The following is a 14,041-nucleotide window of genomic DNA, read 5'->3' on the forward strand; positions in this document are numbered from 1 at the left end:
CACGAGGTCGCATACGTCAACGTGGGCACCAGGCACCCACCGCATTCAGCCAGCCCTACCGACATCACAGCACCACCACAACACCCGAACACCGGATGTCGACCCAACATGCCAAACCCCGCTATTGACACGGCCTACAGCCAGTTAGGTAACCCGCGAGCATCCCGACGATCTCGTCCTCGAGCTGCTGGGCGTCGACCGGTGCCGTGATGAGCCGGTGCACCAGGGACTCGATGGTGGCCACGGTGATCCGCGCCGCGACGACCGGATCGACGGCGGTCACCTCCGGGTGGGTGCGCAGCAGTTCGGCGGTGCCGGCGATCGCGCGCCGTTCGGCCTCGCGCAGGCGGGCCAGCAGGGCCGCCGAACGCGGCGCCTCCTCGAACAACACCCGGTGCAGCGCGGGGTCGCCCCGGTGGTTGTCGATGGTGGCGCGGACGAACAACCGCAGCGTGTCCGTCAGGCCGGTGGGCAGCCCGGCCGCGGCCCGCTGGGCCAGCAGTGCTGCGCCGGCGTCGACGTGCGCGTCCGTGAGCGCCGACACGATGGCGTCCTTGTTGGGGAAGTACTGATACAGCGACCCGATGGACATATCTGCCGCGGCGGCAATGCGATTGGTGGTGCCCGCGGCATACCCGTGCGTGCTGAAAACGTGAGCAGCCGCGTCCAGCACCCGTTGCCGGGTCTCGATGGATCGGGCCTGTCGCGGCTGCTTGCGCGGCTGGAAGCGGTCGGTCGGCGCCACCGTCACCTCCAGGCAGAAAAGCGAGTAGTCAGCCACCGCCGTGGCTTCCGAGAATGGAGGCCATGCAGCGAATACACGTCGAGACCATTCTGCCCACCGATGCCGATTCGGTGTGGCAGGCCATGCAATACCCGGTGACCTTCCTCTATGTCTGCCGCGGGTTGTTCGGCATGCCGGCGCTGCAGGGGCGTAGTGCGCCGCTGCAGGTGGGCGAACGGGGATCCGGGTGGTTGTTCGTGTTCCATCTGATCCCGGCGTACCGGCACACCCTGGAGATCCTGAGCGCCGACGAATCGACCCGCACCATCACCACCCACGAGTACGGCGGGGTGCTCACGTCCTGGGATCACACGCTGCATGTCGAGCCGGTCGTGGGAAGCGAAAACCGTTGCCGCTACAGCGATACCGTCGACATCGACGCGGGCGCGCTGACCCCGGTGGTGGCCCTCGTCGCTCGCGGCCTCTACCGCTACCGGCAGCGGCGCTGGCACCGACTGGTGGCCCGGCACCTGACACCGGGACGCGTCAGCTGAACGTCGTCTGCGCGCAGGCGCTCGGGGTGGTCACGTTCACCCCACTGAACACCACCTGGATCTCCGAGCAGGCGATGAAGGCGCCCTTCAGGTTCGGCCGGCCCGACGCCCAGTCGGTCTGGACGGAGTCGCCGTCCACCGCGAAACGCTCGAGCGGCCCGCCGCCGAAGTAAGTCACTGAGATCGTGTAGTCGGTGATCGCCTTGTACGACTTGGACAGCACGTTGTCGTGGTTGGAGCCCTTGCGCTCCCGCGGCATCCCCGCGGGCGCGCTGAACCAAGCGTCTTGGTAGGCATTGCGATCGGTGCTGCGCAGCGTGATGCTCTGCCGGGCCCAGGCGTCGCCGGGCAGGCCGATCGGTCCGTCCGGGGTCAGCAGGTTCGCCTGGGTGTTGAAGAAGCACCGGCCGTCATCCCCCGCGCAGTTCGCGGTGACGTGCATTTCGACGATCCCGCTGGGCGTGGGAATCGACGTAGTCGCGGTGTTCACTCCTGCGGCGGCCACCGGGCTGTTGAGCGCAGCGACCGAACATGCGGCCGCGAACACTCCCAAGAATTTCTGCACGGCTCTCCTATGTCGGTCGGGGCGAATGTTAGCCCGGCCGCTATTCGTCGTAGGTGACTTCCACGGAATCAGAGGCAGGCAGGGCCTGGCACGCCAGGATCAGCCCCTCCGCCAGATCCGACGGTTCCAGCACGTCGTTGATCTCCATCTCGACATCGCCGGATTTCTTCAGCACCGCGCAGGCCCCGCAGTGGCCCTCGCGGCAGGAGAACGGGGCGTCGAGCCCCTTGTCCAGGAGCACGTCGAGCAACTTTGCCCGGCGCGGCCAGGACACCTCGTGGATGGCGCCGTCCAACGTCACCACCGCGGTCGCGGGCCCGTCATCGGAATCATCTTCTTCAATGACGACGGCGGCGAACGGGTCGGATTCCAGCGACTTGAACACCTCGATGTGCACCCGTTGCGACCCGGCCGCCGCGAGGGCTTCCTCGGCGGCAGCCATGAACGGGCCCGGTCCGCAGATGAACGCGTCGTGGCCGGTGTAGGGCCCCGCCAGACCCGCCAAGGTCGCCGCGCTGGGTAACCCTTGCACGGTTTCCAGCCAGTGGATGACCGTCAGCCGGTCCGGGTATTTGGCGGAGAGTTCGCGCAGCGCGGCGCCGAAGATCACCGAGTTCTCGTCGCGGTTGGCGTATACCAGCACCACCCGGCCGCTGCCCTCCGACAACGCCGACTTGCAGATCGCCAGCATCGGGGTGATCCCGCTGCCCGCCGCCAGCAGCAGGAAATCGGTGTCGAGTGATTTCGGGACGAACGTGCCCGACGGTGCCAGCACGTGCATCCGCATGCCGGCGTGGGCGTTGTCGCACAACCAGTTCGACGCGTAGCCCTGCGCCGTGCGCTTGACGGTGACGGTCAGCTGGTCGCCGGTGAACGGCGAGCTGGACAGTGAGTAGCAGCGGGCCACCGAGCCGGTGCGCTCGCTGGGGACGCGCAACGTCAGGAACTGGCCCGGCGAGTACCGCAGCCGGTCCGCCGGAATGCTGCTTCCCTCGGGCACCGTGAAGACCAGCGAACGCGCGTCCGCGGTCTCCTCGACGACCTGGGCCACCTGCAGTTCCAGCACGTGGCTGCCGAGCGGCTCATCGGTCACTCTCGGGCCCCCATTTCTGTCATAACTAGAACATGTTACAAAACTGGACATGCGCAGGTCCAGCCGATGATTCAGTGCGCTACTCGACACAAATCGTAACGTGTTCTAATCTTTGTCCAGTGCTTGATCTCGATCCGGGAGGCAATTCAGTGACGTCCATTGAACAGCGTGACGTGCAGGCGGTCCTCGCCGGCATCGACGATCTGCTGCCGAAGCTGCGGGAACGCGCTCAGCTTGCCGAAGATCAGCGCCAGGTGCCATACGAAACCATCAATGAACTCGACGAGGTCGGTTTCTTCAAGCTGCTCCAGCCCGAGCAGTGGGGCGGCCTGCAAGCCGACCCGACCTACTTCTACGAGGCTGTCCGCCGACTGGCCAGCGCCTGCGGTTCCACCGGGTGGATCAGCTCGATCATCGGTGTGCACAACTGGCATCTGGCACTGTTCGACCAGAAGGCCCAGGACGAGGTGTGGGGCGACGATCCGACGGTGCGGGTGTCGTCCTCCTACGCCCCGATGGGTGCGGGCACCGTCGTCGACGGCGGCTACCTGGTCAGCGGTGCATGGCAGTGGTCGTCGGGTTCTGAGCACGCCACCTGGGCGTTCCTCGGCGGCCCCGTGATCAAGGACGGCCGTCCGGTCGACTTCGGCAGCTTCCTGATCCCGCGCACCGAATACACGATCGACGACGTCTGGCACGTCGTCGGCCTGAAGGGCACCGGCAGCAACACCGTCGTCGTCAAGGACGTGTTCGTGCCTTCGCACCGCTTCCTGTCCTACAAGGCGATGAACGACGGCACCGCGGGCGGCTACCAGAACAACACCGCGCCGGTCTACAAGATGCCGTGGGGCACCATGCACCCCACCACCATCTCCGCGCCGATCGTCGGCATGGCCTACGGCGCCTACGCGGCCCATGTCGAACACCAGGGCAAGCGGGTGCGCGCCGCATTCGCAGGCGAGAAGGGCAAGGACGACCCGTTCGCGAAGGTCCGCATCGCCGAGGCTGCCAGCGATATCGACGCCGCATGGCGCCAGCTGATCGGCAACGTCGGCGACGAGTACGCACTTCTGCAGGCGGGCAAGGAGATTCCCTTCGCGCTGCGCGCCGCCGCACGCCGCGACCAGGTTCGTGCCACCGCCCGGTCCATCGCCTCGATCGACCTGCTCTTCGAGTCGGCCGGTGCCACCGCCCTGGTGACGAGCGCTCCGCTGCAACGGTTCTGGCGTGATGCGCACGCCGGCCGGGTGCACGCCGCCAACGAGCCCGAGCGCGCCTACATGATCTTCGGCAACAACGAGTTCGGTCTGCCGCCCGCAGACACGATGGTCTGATTGTGACTGTCACGCAAGAGATCACGTTCGAGTCGACCTCGAGGTACGCGGACGTCCAGGCCGGGGAACTGGCCATGCGCCTGCACTATCACGAGGCCGGTGACCCGACGTCGCAGACCATCGTGCTGCTGCACGGCGGTGGTCCCGGTGCGTCCAGTTGGTCCAACTTCGGGCGCAACATCGCCGTGCTGGCCGAGATGTACCACGTGCTCGCCATCGACCAGCCCGGCTACGGCCTGTCCGACAAGCACACCGAGCACGAGCAGTACAACCGGTACAGCGCCAAGGCCGTGCTCGGGTTGCTCGATCATCTGCAGATCACGGGCCGCATTCCGCTGCTGGGCAATTCGCTGGGCGGCGGCACCGCGGTGCGGTTCGCACTGGACTACCCGGACCGGGCGGGCAAGCTCGTCCTGATGGGTCCCGGTGGCCTGTCGGTGAACCTGTTCGCGCCGGACCCGACCGAGGGCGTCAAGGCGCTGGCCAAGTTCAACTTCGAACCGACGCGAGAGAACCTCGAAGCTTTCATCCGCATCATGGTCTTCGACCAGAAGCTGGTCACCCCGGAACTGGTGGATGAGCGCTTCGCGATCGCCAGCACCCCGGAATCCCTGGCGGCCACCCGCGCGATGGGTAAGTCGTTCGCCGGGGCCGACTTCGAGCTCGGCATGATGTGGCGTGAGGTGTACAAACTGCGCCAGCCGGTGCTGCTGATCTGGGGACGCGAGGACCGCGTCAATCCGCTCGACGGTGCGCTGGTCGCCGTCAAGCAGATTCCGCGGGTGCAGTTGCACGTGTTCGGGCAGTGTGGCCACTGGGCGCAGGTCGAAAAGTTCGACGAGTTCAACAAGCTCACCATCGATTTCCTGGGGGGTTAGCTCATGAGCATCAAATCACTGGGCTACATGCGTATCGAGTCGACCGATGTCGCGGCGTGGCGGGAGTTCGCGCTGAAAGTGCTCGGCATGGTGGAGGGCGACGGGGCGGTCCCGGGCGCGCTCTACCTCCGGATGGACGAGGTCGCGGCCCGTCTGGTGATCGTGCCCGGTGACCAGGACCGGCTGCTCATCTCCGGCTGGGAGGTGGCGGACGCCCCGGCGCTGCAGAACCTGCGTGAGACGCTGGCCAAGGCCGGCGTCACCTTCGTCGAAGGCACCCGCGAGGAGAAATCCGAACGCCGCGTCGAAGGCCTGATCCGGTTCACCGACCCGGCGGGCAACGTGCTGGAGGCGTTCCATGGCGCCCAGTTCCTCGGCCGCCGGTTCGTCAGCCCGTACGGCCACAAGTTCGTCACAGCCGAACAGGGCCTCGGACATGTGGTCCTCACGTGTGACGATGACGCTGCGGCGCAAGCCTTTTACCAGGATGTCCTCGGCTTCCGGCTGCGCGACTCGATGAGCCTGCCCCCGCAACTGGCGGGCCGCCCGGCCGACGGCGATCCGATCTGGCTGCGTTTCTACGGCTGCAATCCGCGCCACCATGCCCTGGCCTTCATGCCGATGCCCAATCCGACCGGCATCGTGCACCTCATGGTCGAGGTGGAGAACTCCGACGATGTCGGTCTGTGCCTGGACCGCGCGCTGCGCCGCAAGGTGAAGATGTCGGCGACGCTGGGCCGGCACACCAACGACAAGATGCTGTCCTTCTACGTCAAGACGCCCGGTGGCTTCGACATCGAATTCGGTTGTGAGGGACTCGAAGTCGAAGACCACAGCTGGGTCGCGCGGGAGAGTACCGCCGTCTCGCTGTGGGGCCACGACTTCAGTGTCGGCTTCAAATAGCGATGAGCGCTCGCGCGAAGAGCAGAAGGTAGCGATGGCTGTCGACCCGCGCACATTCCGTAATGTGTTGGGGCAGTTCTGCACCGGCGTCACCGTGATCACCACCGTGCACGACGAGGTGCCGATCGGTTTCGCCTGTCAGTCCTTCGCCGCCCTGTCCCTGGACCCGCCGCTGGTGCTGTTCTGCCCCACCAAGCAGTCGCGGGCCTGGCAGGCCATCGAGGCCAGCGGCAAGTTCTGCGTCAACATGCTGCACGAGAACCAGCAGCACGTATCGGCTCAGTTCGGGTCCAAGGCGCCGGACAAGTTCGCCGGAATCGACTGGCAGCCTTCCGAACTGGGGTCGCCGGTGATCGACGGCACGTTGGCGCACATCGACTGCACGGTCGCGTCGGTGCACGATGGTGGCGACCACTTCGTGGTGTTCGGCGCGGTGGCTTCCATGTCGGAGCCGCAGGCGATCAAACCGCGCCCTCTGCTGTTCTACCGCGGTGAGTACACCGGTATCGAACCGGACAAGAACACCCCGGCGCAGTGGCGTGACGATCTGGACGCGTTCCTCACCGCGACCACGTCGGACACGTGGCTCTGATCCCGAAGCGCCCTAGTCGCCCGTGCGTTGCAGTTTGACGTCCAGTTCGACCTTCGCCGGGCAATCGCCGGTGTAATCCTGATAGGACTTGCCGTTCAGGCCCAGCAGCGGATCCTGCGGGCCCTGCGGCAAGGGCAGATCGTCACGTGAGGACTGCCGCACCTTGCCGATGTTGTCGGTGCAGTGCGCGTCCCCGTCTGGGAAATTGGCCGTGAAATGCCCGTCGCCGTAGATCATCACGAACAGGTTGTGCGTGTCGGTGCTCGTCATCAGCGAGACGCACCGATCGCCGGTGCGTAGACAGAACGTCGTGGCCTCGTAGGTGTGCGCCGGGAACACCTCGCCGGTCTGCGGGTAGGTCTGGGTGTAGACGTAGGTGCCGCGCAGTGCCGCGCCGCGCGCTGCCTTCAGGGGCGGCTCGGCAGCGGGATCCGGTGGCTGGGTGCTGTTGTCGGTGCCGCGGGTGGGGACCAGTGCCATCGCGCGTTTGTTGGCGCACAGTGCGGGTGCGGTGGCCCAGGTGTACTCACCCTCGAAGGATCCGTCGATCCGGGACTTCAGCTTCATGATGGTCCAGCCCTGGGCATCGACCTCGACGTCGCCGACCTTGCACTTGCTCGGGGCTTCGCGGACCATCAGCCAGTCGCCGCCGACGTAGTCGAACACCATGGTGTCGGTGGCCGGGGCATCGGGCTTGCGCGGGTCGATGATCGCCACGGTGGCCACGCACGCGCCGCCGTCGTGACAGACGGACCGGGCCACCCATATCTCGGTGCGCGCGGTGCCGGCGATGGGTTTACCGTCCGGGGTGGCTGTGGGGCCGATGTCGACCTTGAACGAGCCGTTCAGGGCTGGGCCGCTTTTCGGGGCCTCGGCTTCCTTACCGGGAGATCCGAGCGTGAACAGACACGCTGCGAATCCACCGAGCACGGTGGCGACCAGTGCCGCCGCAGCCAACAACTTCACCAGGGTGCGTTGCGCGCCCTTGCTCAATCCGAGTGCCATCGCGCTACAGGATGCCATCTGCGGACGCGCTCAGTTGTCGATATGCCTACCGATGAAGTCGATCACGGTGGCGGCGACCTCTTGATGGACGGTCTCGTTGAGCACGTCGTGGTGTGCCCCGGCGAATTCCGCGATGCTCAGCGGACCGATCTTTTCGGTGTAGGCCCGCACCGGGCCGACGGGCGCGACAGGGTCGGCGGTCCCGTGGACGGCCAGGGTGGGCACCGAAAGTGCAGGGAGTTCGGCGCCGAGACGGTCCCACGCCGCGTCGAGTGCACGTGCCAGCGGAGCACCATCGGCATCGACGAAGGCCAGCGGGTCGTTCGCCAGCGAATCGAGGTAGAACGGGTCGCCGGACAGCCAACTGGGGTCGAGATCGAATTCGGAGTCGGTGTCCAGCAATTCGGGGATGGGGATCAGCGGCGCGCCGGAGATCACCGCGGCACGGTAGCGGTCGGGGTGCTCCAGCACCTGCAGCAAGGTCACCACCGCGCCGAACGAGTGGCCCGCGGCTATCAACGGAAGGCCGGGGCGTTCTCGTGCCGCGATCACGGTCAGTTCCGTGCCGAGGCCCGAGCTGTCGGCCAGGGTGCCGAAGTTCCCGCGGGGCCCCGGGCTCAACCCGTGACCGCGTTGATCGACCGCCCACAGGTCGATCCCGGCGGCGTTCAGGGCGAAGCCGTACCGGTGGTACAGGCCGGTGTGTTCGCCGAAACCGTGCAGGAAGACGACGGCGGCCCGGGGATCGCTTGCGGCCCAGTGCCGGTAGTAGGCACGGGTGTCGCCGGACTCGAGAAAGGGCATGGACACCACTGCATCAGCTGCGGTGGATGGGGACAAGCGTTTCGCTCATGGCGCACCGAGCAGCAGGTCCTGCTGGTCTGCCACCTGCCGGCGGACCGCCTCGACGACGGCGGATACCTCGGGTCTGCGCAATGTCTCGGCGCGGGTGACCAGCCAATAGGTCAGTCGAGCCGAAACCGTCTCGGGCAGCACGCGAATCAGATCGGGCCAGCGGTCTGCCATGAAGCACGGCAGCAGTCCCAGGCCGGCGGCCGCACGGGTTGCCTCGACATGGACGAAGACATTGGTCGAGGTGATCGATTCGCGCATGGCCGGGGCGAAGTTCGCGGCCAGATCGAGGTCGTCGACCTGCAGCATCGAGTCGATGAAGTAGACCAGCGGATGTTCGGCCACCTCCTCGACCGACGTCGGGGTGCCGTGTTCGGCGAGGTAGTCGCGCGATCCGTACAGGCCCAGGCGGTAGTCGCCGAGCCGGATCGCGAGGGCACGGCGCACGGTGGGTTCCCCGACGACGATCTCGATGTCGACGCCGGAACGCTGCTGGCTGGCGCGCCGGGTGGCGGCGACGATCTCGACGGCCACGTGCGGGTGGCGGCGCTGCACCGCAGCGGCGGCGGGCGCGGCGATGTAGGCGCTGAATCCGTCGGTCGCCGAGATCCGTACGACGCCGGCGAGGCTGGGTGACCGGCCTCGGTCCGCGTCCAGTGAGTGCACCGCCGCCTCGACGGCCTCGGCCGCGGACAGCACCTCTCGTCCGCGGTCGGTCAGTTCCCAACTGCTGCCGACGCGGGTGAGCACTCGCGCGCCGATGGCCTCTTCGAGTGCGGCGATCCGGCGGGAGATGGTGGTGTGGTTGATCCCGAGTAGCTCGGCCGCGCTGACGTAGCGCCCGGTCCGGCCCACGGCGAGCAGGATCAGCAGGTCGTCGGCACTGGGCACTCCCACATCTGCATTTTCGCAGACACATCCTGCGTTTCTAGGCATTGTGCGCATCTCTGCGTGCATGAATACTCAGCCTCATGTGTGCTGCCGATCACAGTGATTTCACACCGTCGGGCCTGAAGCGTGTTGTCGCCGCGTCCATGGCCGGGACCGTCGTGGAGTGGTACGAGTTCTTCCTCTACGGCACTGCCGCGACGCTGGTCTTCAGCAAGGTCTTCTTCGCCCAGTCCGGGAGCGAGCTCGACGCCATCCTGGCGGCGTTCGTCACCTATGCCGTCGGCTTCGTCGCCCGGCCGTTGGGCGGCATCGTGTTCGGGCACTTCGGCGACAAGTACGGCCGCAAGAAGCTGCTGCAGTTCTCGCTGCTGTTGGTCGGCGCCGCGACCTTCCTGATGGGCTGCCTGCCGACGTTCGGGCAGATCGGCTACTGGGCCCCGGCCCTGCTGGTGATCCTGCGATTCATCCAGGGCTTCGCCGTCGGCGGCGAGTGGGGTGGCGCGGTGTTGCTGGTCGCCGAGCACAGCCCCGATCGCAGCCGTGGTTTCTGGGCCAGCTGGCCACAGGCCGGGGTCCCCGTCGGCAACATGCTCGCCACGATCGTGCTGATCGTGCTGACCTCGACGCTGTCGGATGCCTCGTTCCTGTCCTGGGGCTGGCGCGTGGCGTTCTGGCTGTCGGCGGTGGTGGTACTGATCGGCTACTACATCCGCACCAAGGTCACCGACGCGCCGATCTTCGTTGCCGCGCAACGGGAAGCCGAGCACCTCAAGGAATCGTCGTTCAGCGCGCTGGAGGTGCTGCGCCGCTATCCGCGCGGCGTGTTCACCGCGATGGGCCTGCGCTTCGCGGAGAACATCATGTACTACCTGGTGGTCACCTTCTCCATCACCTATCTGAAGGTGCAGGCGCACGCGGACACCGGGTCCATCCTGCGCTGGCTGCTGGTGGCCCACGCCGTCCATTTCGTGGCAATCCCGTTGGTCGGCAGGCTGGCCGACAAGGTCGGCCGGCGCCCTGTCTATCTGATCGGTGCCGTGGCCACGGGCACCTGGGGCTTCTTCGCCTTCCCGATGATGGACAGCAAGAACTCGTTGGTGATCATGTTCGCGGTCGTCATCGGACTGGTGTTCCACGCGTTCATGTACGCCCCACAACCGGCGATGATGGCCGAGATGTTCCCCACCAGGATGCGCTATTCCGGTGTGTCCCTTGGCTATCAGGTCACGGCCATCGTCGCAGGCTCACTGGCGCCGATCATCGCGGTGCAACTGCTGGAGAAGTTCGACTCGTCGGTGCCGATCGCGGTCTACCTGGCCGGGGCCTCGGTCATCACCCTGATCGCCCTCTACTTCGCCAGGGAGACCAAGGGTATCGACCTGGCCGACATCGACCGCGCCGACGCGAAAGCAGTTGCCGCGTGAGCGATCTTGATGGCCGCACAGCACTGGTCACCGGCGGGGCGAGCGGTATCGGGGCGGCGTGCGCCCGCGAACTCGCCGCGCGTGGCGCCCAGGTCACCGTCGCCGACCGGGACGGCGGCGGCGCCGCGGAACTGGCCCGCGAGATCGGCGGGACGGCGTGGGAGGTGGATCTGCTCGACGTGTCCGCTCTGGAAGATCTGCGCTTGGAAACCGATATCCTGGTGAACAACGCGGGCGTTCAGCGCGTCGCGCCGATCACCGACTTCGCGCCCGCGGACTTCCGCACGCTGCTCACCCTGATGACCGAGGTGCCGTTCCTGCTGATCCGCGCCGCGCTTCCGCACATGTACGGCAACGGTTTCGGCCGGGTGATCAACGTGTCCTCCGTGCACGGGTTGCGCGCCTCGGAGTACAAGGTGGCCTACGTGACGGCCAAGCACGCCCTGGAAGGCCTGTCCAAGGTGACCGCGCTGGAGGGGGGTCCGCACGGCGTCACGAGCAACTGCGTCAACCCCGGCTATGTCCGAACACCGTTGGTGGACAAGCAGATCAGCGATCAGTCACGCACCCACGGCGTCGACGAACAGCAGGTGCTCGAAGAGATCCTGTTGAAGGAGAGCGCCATCAAACGCCTGGTGGAACCCGCCGAGGTGGCCTCGCTGGTGGGCTGGCTGGCATGCCCTGCGGCGGGCATGGTGACGGGCGCCTCGTACGCGATGGACGGCGGGTGGAGCGCCCGGTGAGGCGTCAGGTCCGGCGCCGGAGCCGCTGAGTCAGCGCATGGGCGGCGCGCAGCAGAGTCTCGCCGAGCGGAGCGGTCCGGTCGGCGGCGATCCGGGCCGCGACCCCCGTCAAGCTCAGCGCCCACTGCGGCTGACCGAGCGCATTGAACACCGCCGCACCGATGCCCCAACTGCCCTCCACCACCAGGCCCGGGTTCACCGAATAACCGGTGATCCTCGTCTGCCGGATTCGCTCTTCGACGGAGGAGCGCGAGTGCGCACTGCCCCAAGCCTTTTCGAGGTCGGCGCGGTCCAGGTAGTCGCGCCCGTCAGGGTCGGACAGATGGGCCAGCATGACCAGCCCCGCGGAGGCGACCCCCAGTGGGAACCGCTTGCCCGGGTACAGGACATGGGAGCGCAGCGGGAAACTGCCTTCCGCGGCAGACACGCACACCGATTCGTCTCCGCGGCGCGCGGAGAGAAAGGCGCTCTCCCCGGTATCGCGGGCCAGGGCGCGCAGGATGTCGTCGGCGACGGGCGCGGCGTCGTAGCGACTGCTGGCCACCGACCCGAGCAGATAGATCTCCGGGCCGAGGAACCACATGCCGGTGCCGGATGCCCGATCGACCAGACCCTGGTCCGCCAGGGCCGTCAGCATCCGGTGCGCCGTCGCGCGCGGGATGTCCGTGGCGCGGGCCAACGCTGTCGTCGTCACCCCGTCTCCGGCCGAGCCCACGGCACGCAGGATCGCGGCGACCCTGGTTATCACGCCGGGGTCCGTCATGGCCGTAGTCTAGCGTCCACTCAGTGGACGCGTGACGGCCGCGGTGTCCCGTCAGGCGAACGAAATCTTGTGGTTGTAGTCCATCGATGGTGTCCTGGTTGTCACGTGCAGTGCGTTCGTTGAGCGAACGCACCCGAGGGAAAGTTGTCACAGCGTTGTCCGGAAAAGTAGTCAATGACGTCCGCCAGGCGGTCGCCGACATCGCGAGTGGTGCGTCGCTCGCGGTCGGTGGTTTCGGCCTGTGCGGAATCCCCGATCAACTGATCGACGCACTGGCCGAAGCGGGCGTGGACGGGCTTGAGGTCTACTCCAACAACTGCGGTGTCGACGGCGTCGGCCTCGGCGTGCTACTCGGCCTCGGTCGCATCCGCCGGGTCACGGCGTCCTATGTGGGCGAGAACAAGGAGTTCGCGCGCCAGTACCTGGCCGGTGAGCTCGAGGTCGAACTGACACCGCAAGGCACCCTGGCCGAACGGCTGCGCGCCGGCGGGTCCGGCATCCCGGCGTTCTACACGCCGGCAGGCGTCGGGACCCCGGTCGCCGACGGTGGCCTGCCGTGGCGCTACGCCGCGGACGGCTCGGTGGCAGTGGCCTCCCCGCCCAAGGAGACACGGGAATTCGACGGTAAGCGGTACGTGCTGGAAACCGGCATCCAGGCCGATTTCGCCCTGGTCCACGCGGCCATCGGGGACACCCAGGGCAACCTGGTGTTCGACAAGACTGCCAAGAACTTCAATCCGCTGGCGGCGATGGCCGGCCGCACCACCATCGCCCAGGTCGAAAAGCTGGTGCAGCCAGGCGAACTCGACCCCGACCAGGTCCATCTGCCGGGCGTCTTCGTCCAGCGGATCGTCGAGACCGGTCCGCAGCACGTCCGCATCGAGAAGCGCACCACCCGGGAGGCCTCAGCATGACCGATACGCAGACCAGCCGCGGCTGGAGCCGGCCCGAGATGGCGGCCCGGGTGGCCAAGGAGCTCCGCGACGGCGAATACGTCAACCTCGGGATCGGATTGCCCACGCTGGTACCGGGTTTCCTCGACCCGTCCGTGCGGGTCACCCTGCATTCGGAGAACGGCATCCTGGGCACCGGCCCGTACCCGCTCGAGGACGACGTCGACGCGAACCTGATCAACGCGGGCAAAGAGACGGTCACCGTGCTGCCCGGCGCCTCGTACTTCGATTCCTCGTTGTCGTTCGGGATGATTCGCGGCGGCCACATCGACGTCGCCGTGCTCGGTGGCATGGAGGTGTCGCGGTTCGGCGATCTGGCGAACTGGATGGTGCCCGGCAAGATGGTCAAGGGCATGGGCGGCGCCATGGACCTGGTGCACGGCGCTGCTCGCGTCATCGTCCTGATGGAACACACTGACAAGCAAGGCAATCCGAAGATCGTGCACGAATGCACGCTGCCACTGACCGGCGAGCGGGTGGTGCACCGCATCGTCACCGATCTCGCCGTCATCGACGTAGTGGGCGACGGCACTCTGGCGCTCGTCGAGACCGCGCCGGGTGTGTCGGCCGACGATGTGCGTGCCGCGACCGGTGCCACGCTGAGCTGACGCTTACGCGGCGTCGAAGGTGATGAGGTCGACGCTGAGTCGTCCTTCGGCGATGCTGAGCCGTCTTCGGGTGGGCGGCCCGGGTAGGGGTGGGGCAGTCGATCGGTAGGTGGCCCCGGTGGGGGTGGTGAAGTCGGCGGTGTGGCGGCCGTGTCGTTC

16 protein-coding genes and 1 pseudogene are annotated in these 14,041 nt (G+C 67.0%); 9 read left to right on the forward strand and 8 right to left on the reverse strand.

The genetic code is table 11. The features are described from left to right. Positions 1-121 precede the first annotated feature (121 nt). Entirely contained in the window at positions 122-781 is a 660-nt protein-coding gene (locus AC1DY7_RS30955) for a TetR/AcrR family transcriptional regulator (protein WP_477497586.1), read from the reverse strand. A gap of 26 nt (positions 782-807) precedes the next feature. Between AC1DY7_RS30955 and AC1DY7_RS30960 the strand changes: the two genes are divergently transcribed. Further along, positions 808-1,278, forward strand: coding sequence for a hypothetical protein (locus tag AC1DY7_RS30960; protein ID WP_477497587.1), 471 nt, complete (start codon positions 808-810; stop codon positions 1,276-1,278). Here the strand turns inward: AC1DY7_RS30960 and AC1DY7_RS30965 are convergent. Together AC1DY7_RS30965 and AC1DY7_RS30970 are read right to left on the reverse strand one after the other, a co-directional pair. Further along, a complete protein-coding gene (locus AC1DY7_RS30965; protein WP_477497588.1) occupies positions 1,271-1,843 on the reverse strand; it encodes a hypothetical protein in 573 nt (190 codons plus the stop codon). The two genes, AC1DY7_RS30960 and AC1DY7_RS30965, sit on opposite strands and share 8 nt — an antisense overlap. Positions 1,844-1,883: 40 nt before the next feature. Continuing rightward, positions 1,884-2,936 carry a 2Fe-2S iron-sulfur cluster-binding protein gene (locus tag AC1DY7_RS30970; RefSeq protein WP_477497589.1) on the reverse strand — a complete coding sequence of 351 codons (1,053 nt, stop codon included), beginning with the start codon at positions 2,934-2,936 and terminating at the stop codon, positions 1,884-1,886. Between the two features lie 149 nt (positions 2,937-3,085). Here AC1DY7_RS30970 and hsaA point away from each other — a divergent pair, with 149 nt between their 5' ends. Genes hsaA through hsaB form a run of 4 tightly spaced genes read left to right on the forward strand, consistent with a single transcriptional unit; the run spans position 3,086 to position 6,643 of the window. After that, entirely contained in the window at positions 3,086-4,270 is a 1,185-nt protein-coding gene (hsaA, locus tag AC1DY7_RS30975; RefSeq protein ID WP_477497590.1) for a 3-hydroxy-9,10-secoandrosta-1,3,5(10)-triene-9,17-dione monooxygenase oxygenase subunit, read from the forward strand. Between the two features lie 2 nt (positions 4,271-4,272). Then, positions 4,273-5,148 (forward strand): 4,5:9,10-diseco-3-hydroxy-5,9,17-trioxoandrosta-1(10),2-diene-4-oate hydrolase, encoded by an 876-nt coding sequence (gene hsaD / locus AC1DY7_RS30980; RefSeq protein ID WP_477497591.1) that lies wholly within the window; start codon positions 4,273-4,275, stop codon positions 5,146-5,148. Positions 5,149-5,151: 3 nt separating this feature from the next. Continuing rightward, the gene (gene hsaC / locus AC1DY7_RS30985; protein ID WP_477497592.1) at positions 5,152-6,051 is read left to right on the forward strand and encodes an iron-dependent extradiol dioxygenase HsaC; all 900 of its coding nucleotides are present in this window, start codon (positions 5,152-5,154) and stop codon (positions 6,049-6,051) included. Between the two features lie 34 nt (positions 6,052-6,085). Continuing rightward, the gene (hsaB, locus tag AC1DY7_RS30990; RefSeq protein WP_477497593.1) at positions 6,086-6,643 is read left to right on the forward strand and encodes a 3-hydroxy-9,10-secoandrosta-1,3,5(10)-triene-9,17-dione monooxygenase reductase subunit; all 558 of its coding nucleotides are present in this window, start codon (positions 6,086-6,088) and stop codon (positions 6,641-6,643) included. A gap of 12 nt (positions 6,644-6,655) precedes the next feature. Here hsaB and AC1DY7_RS30995 read toward each other — a convergent pair whose 3' ends face one another. From AC1DY7_RS30995 to AC1DY7_RS31005, 3 genes are read right to left on the reverse strand one after another with little or no spacing between them, the layout of a single operon-like run. Continuing rightward, the gene (locus AC1DY7_RS30995) at positions 6,656-7,648 is read right to left on the reverse strand and encodes a hypothetical protein (RefSeq protein ID WP_477497594.1); all 993 of its coding nucleotides are present in this window, start codon (positions 7,646-7,648) and stop codon (positions 6,656-6,658) included. Between the two features lie 30 nt (positions 7,649-7,678). Then, the gene (locus AC1DY7_RS31000) at positions 7,679-8,452 is read right to left on the reverse strand and encodes an alpha/beta fold hydrolase (protein ID WP_477497595.1); all 774 of its coding nucleotides are present in this window, start codon (positions 8,450-8,452) and stop codon (positions 7,679-7,681) included. 45 nt (positions 8,453-8,497) lie between these two features. Beyond that, positions 8,498-9,445 (reverse strand): LysR family transcriptional regulator, encoded by a 948-nt coding sequence (locus tag AC1DY7_RS31005; protein ID WP_477497596.1) that lies wholly within the window; start codon positions 9,443-9,445, stop codon positions 8,498-8,500. Between the two features lie 26 nt (positions 9,446-9,471). On the opposite strand from AC1DY7_RS31005, the gene AC1DY7_RS31010 reads away from it, so the two are divergent. Both AC1DY7_RS31010 and AC1DY7_RS31015 read left to right on the forward strand, forming a co-directional pair. After that, positions 9,472-10,815 carry an MFS transporter gene (locus tag AC1DY7_RS31010; RefSeq protein ID WP_477497597.1) on the forward strand — a complete coding sequence of 448 codons (1,344 nt, stop codon included), beginning with the start codon at positions 9,472-9,474 and terminating at the stop codon, positions 10,813-10,815. After that, positions 10,812-11,558 carry an SDR family oxidoreductase gene (locus tag AC1DY7_RS31015; RefSeq protein WP_477497598.1) on the forward strand — a complete coding sequence of 249 codons (747 nt, stop codon included), beginning with the start codon at positions 10,812-10,814 and terminating at the stop codon, positions 11,556-11,558. The genes AC1DY7_RS31010 and AC1DY7_RS31015 overlap by 4 nt, the downstream gene beginning before the upstream one ends. A gap of 4 nt (positions 11,559-11,562) precedes the next feature. On the opposite strand, the gene AC1DY7_RS31020 is transcribed toward AC1DY7_RS31015, so the two are convergent. Beyond that, complete coding sequence (locus tag AC1DY7_RS31020; RefSeq protein ID WP_477497599.1) at positions 11,563-12,321, reverse strand: IclR family transcriptional regulator; 759 nt, start codon at positions 12,319-12,321, stop codon at positions 11,563-11,565. A 155-nt stretch (positions 12,322-12,476) separates the two neighbouring features. Between AC1DY7_RS31020 and AC1DY7_RS31025 the strand changes: the two genes are divergently transcribed. Next, entirely contained in the window at positions 12,477-13,235 is a 759-nt protein-coding gene (locus tag AC1DY7_RS31025; RefSeq protein WP_477497600.1) for a CoA transferase subunit A, read from the forward strand. Continuing rightward, on the forward strand, positions 13,232-13,882 hold the full coding sequence (locus AC1DY7_RS31030; protein ID WP_477497601.1) for a CoA transferase subunit B: 651 nt from the start codon (positions 13,232-13,234) through the stop codon (positions 13,880-13,882). The genes AC1DY7_RS31025 and AC1DY7_RS31030 overlap by 4 nt, the downstream gene beginning before the upstream one ends. A gap of 3 nt (positions 13,883-13,885) precedes the next feature. On the opposite strand, the pseudogene AC1DY7_RS31035 reads toward AC1DY7_RS31030, so the two are convergent. Then, positions 13,886-14,041: pseudogene (locus tag AC1DY7_RS31035) on the reverse strand (HNH endonuclease); the annotation flags it as partial.

The organism is Mycobacterium sp. P2_H7, from assembly GCF_056403275.1.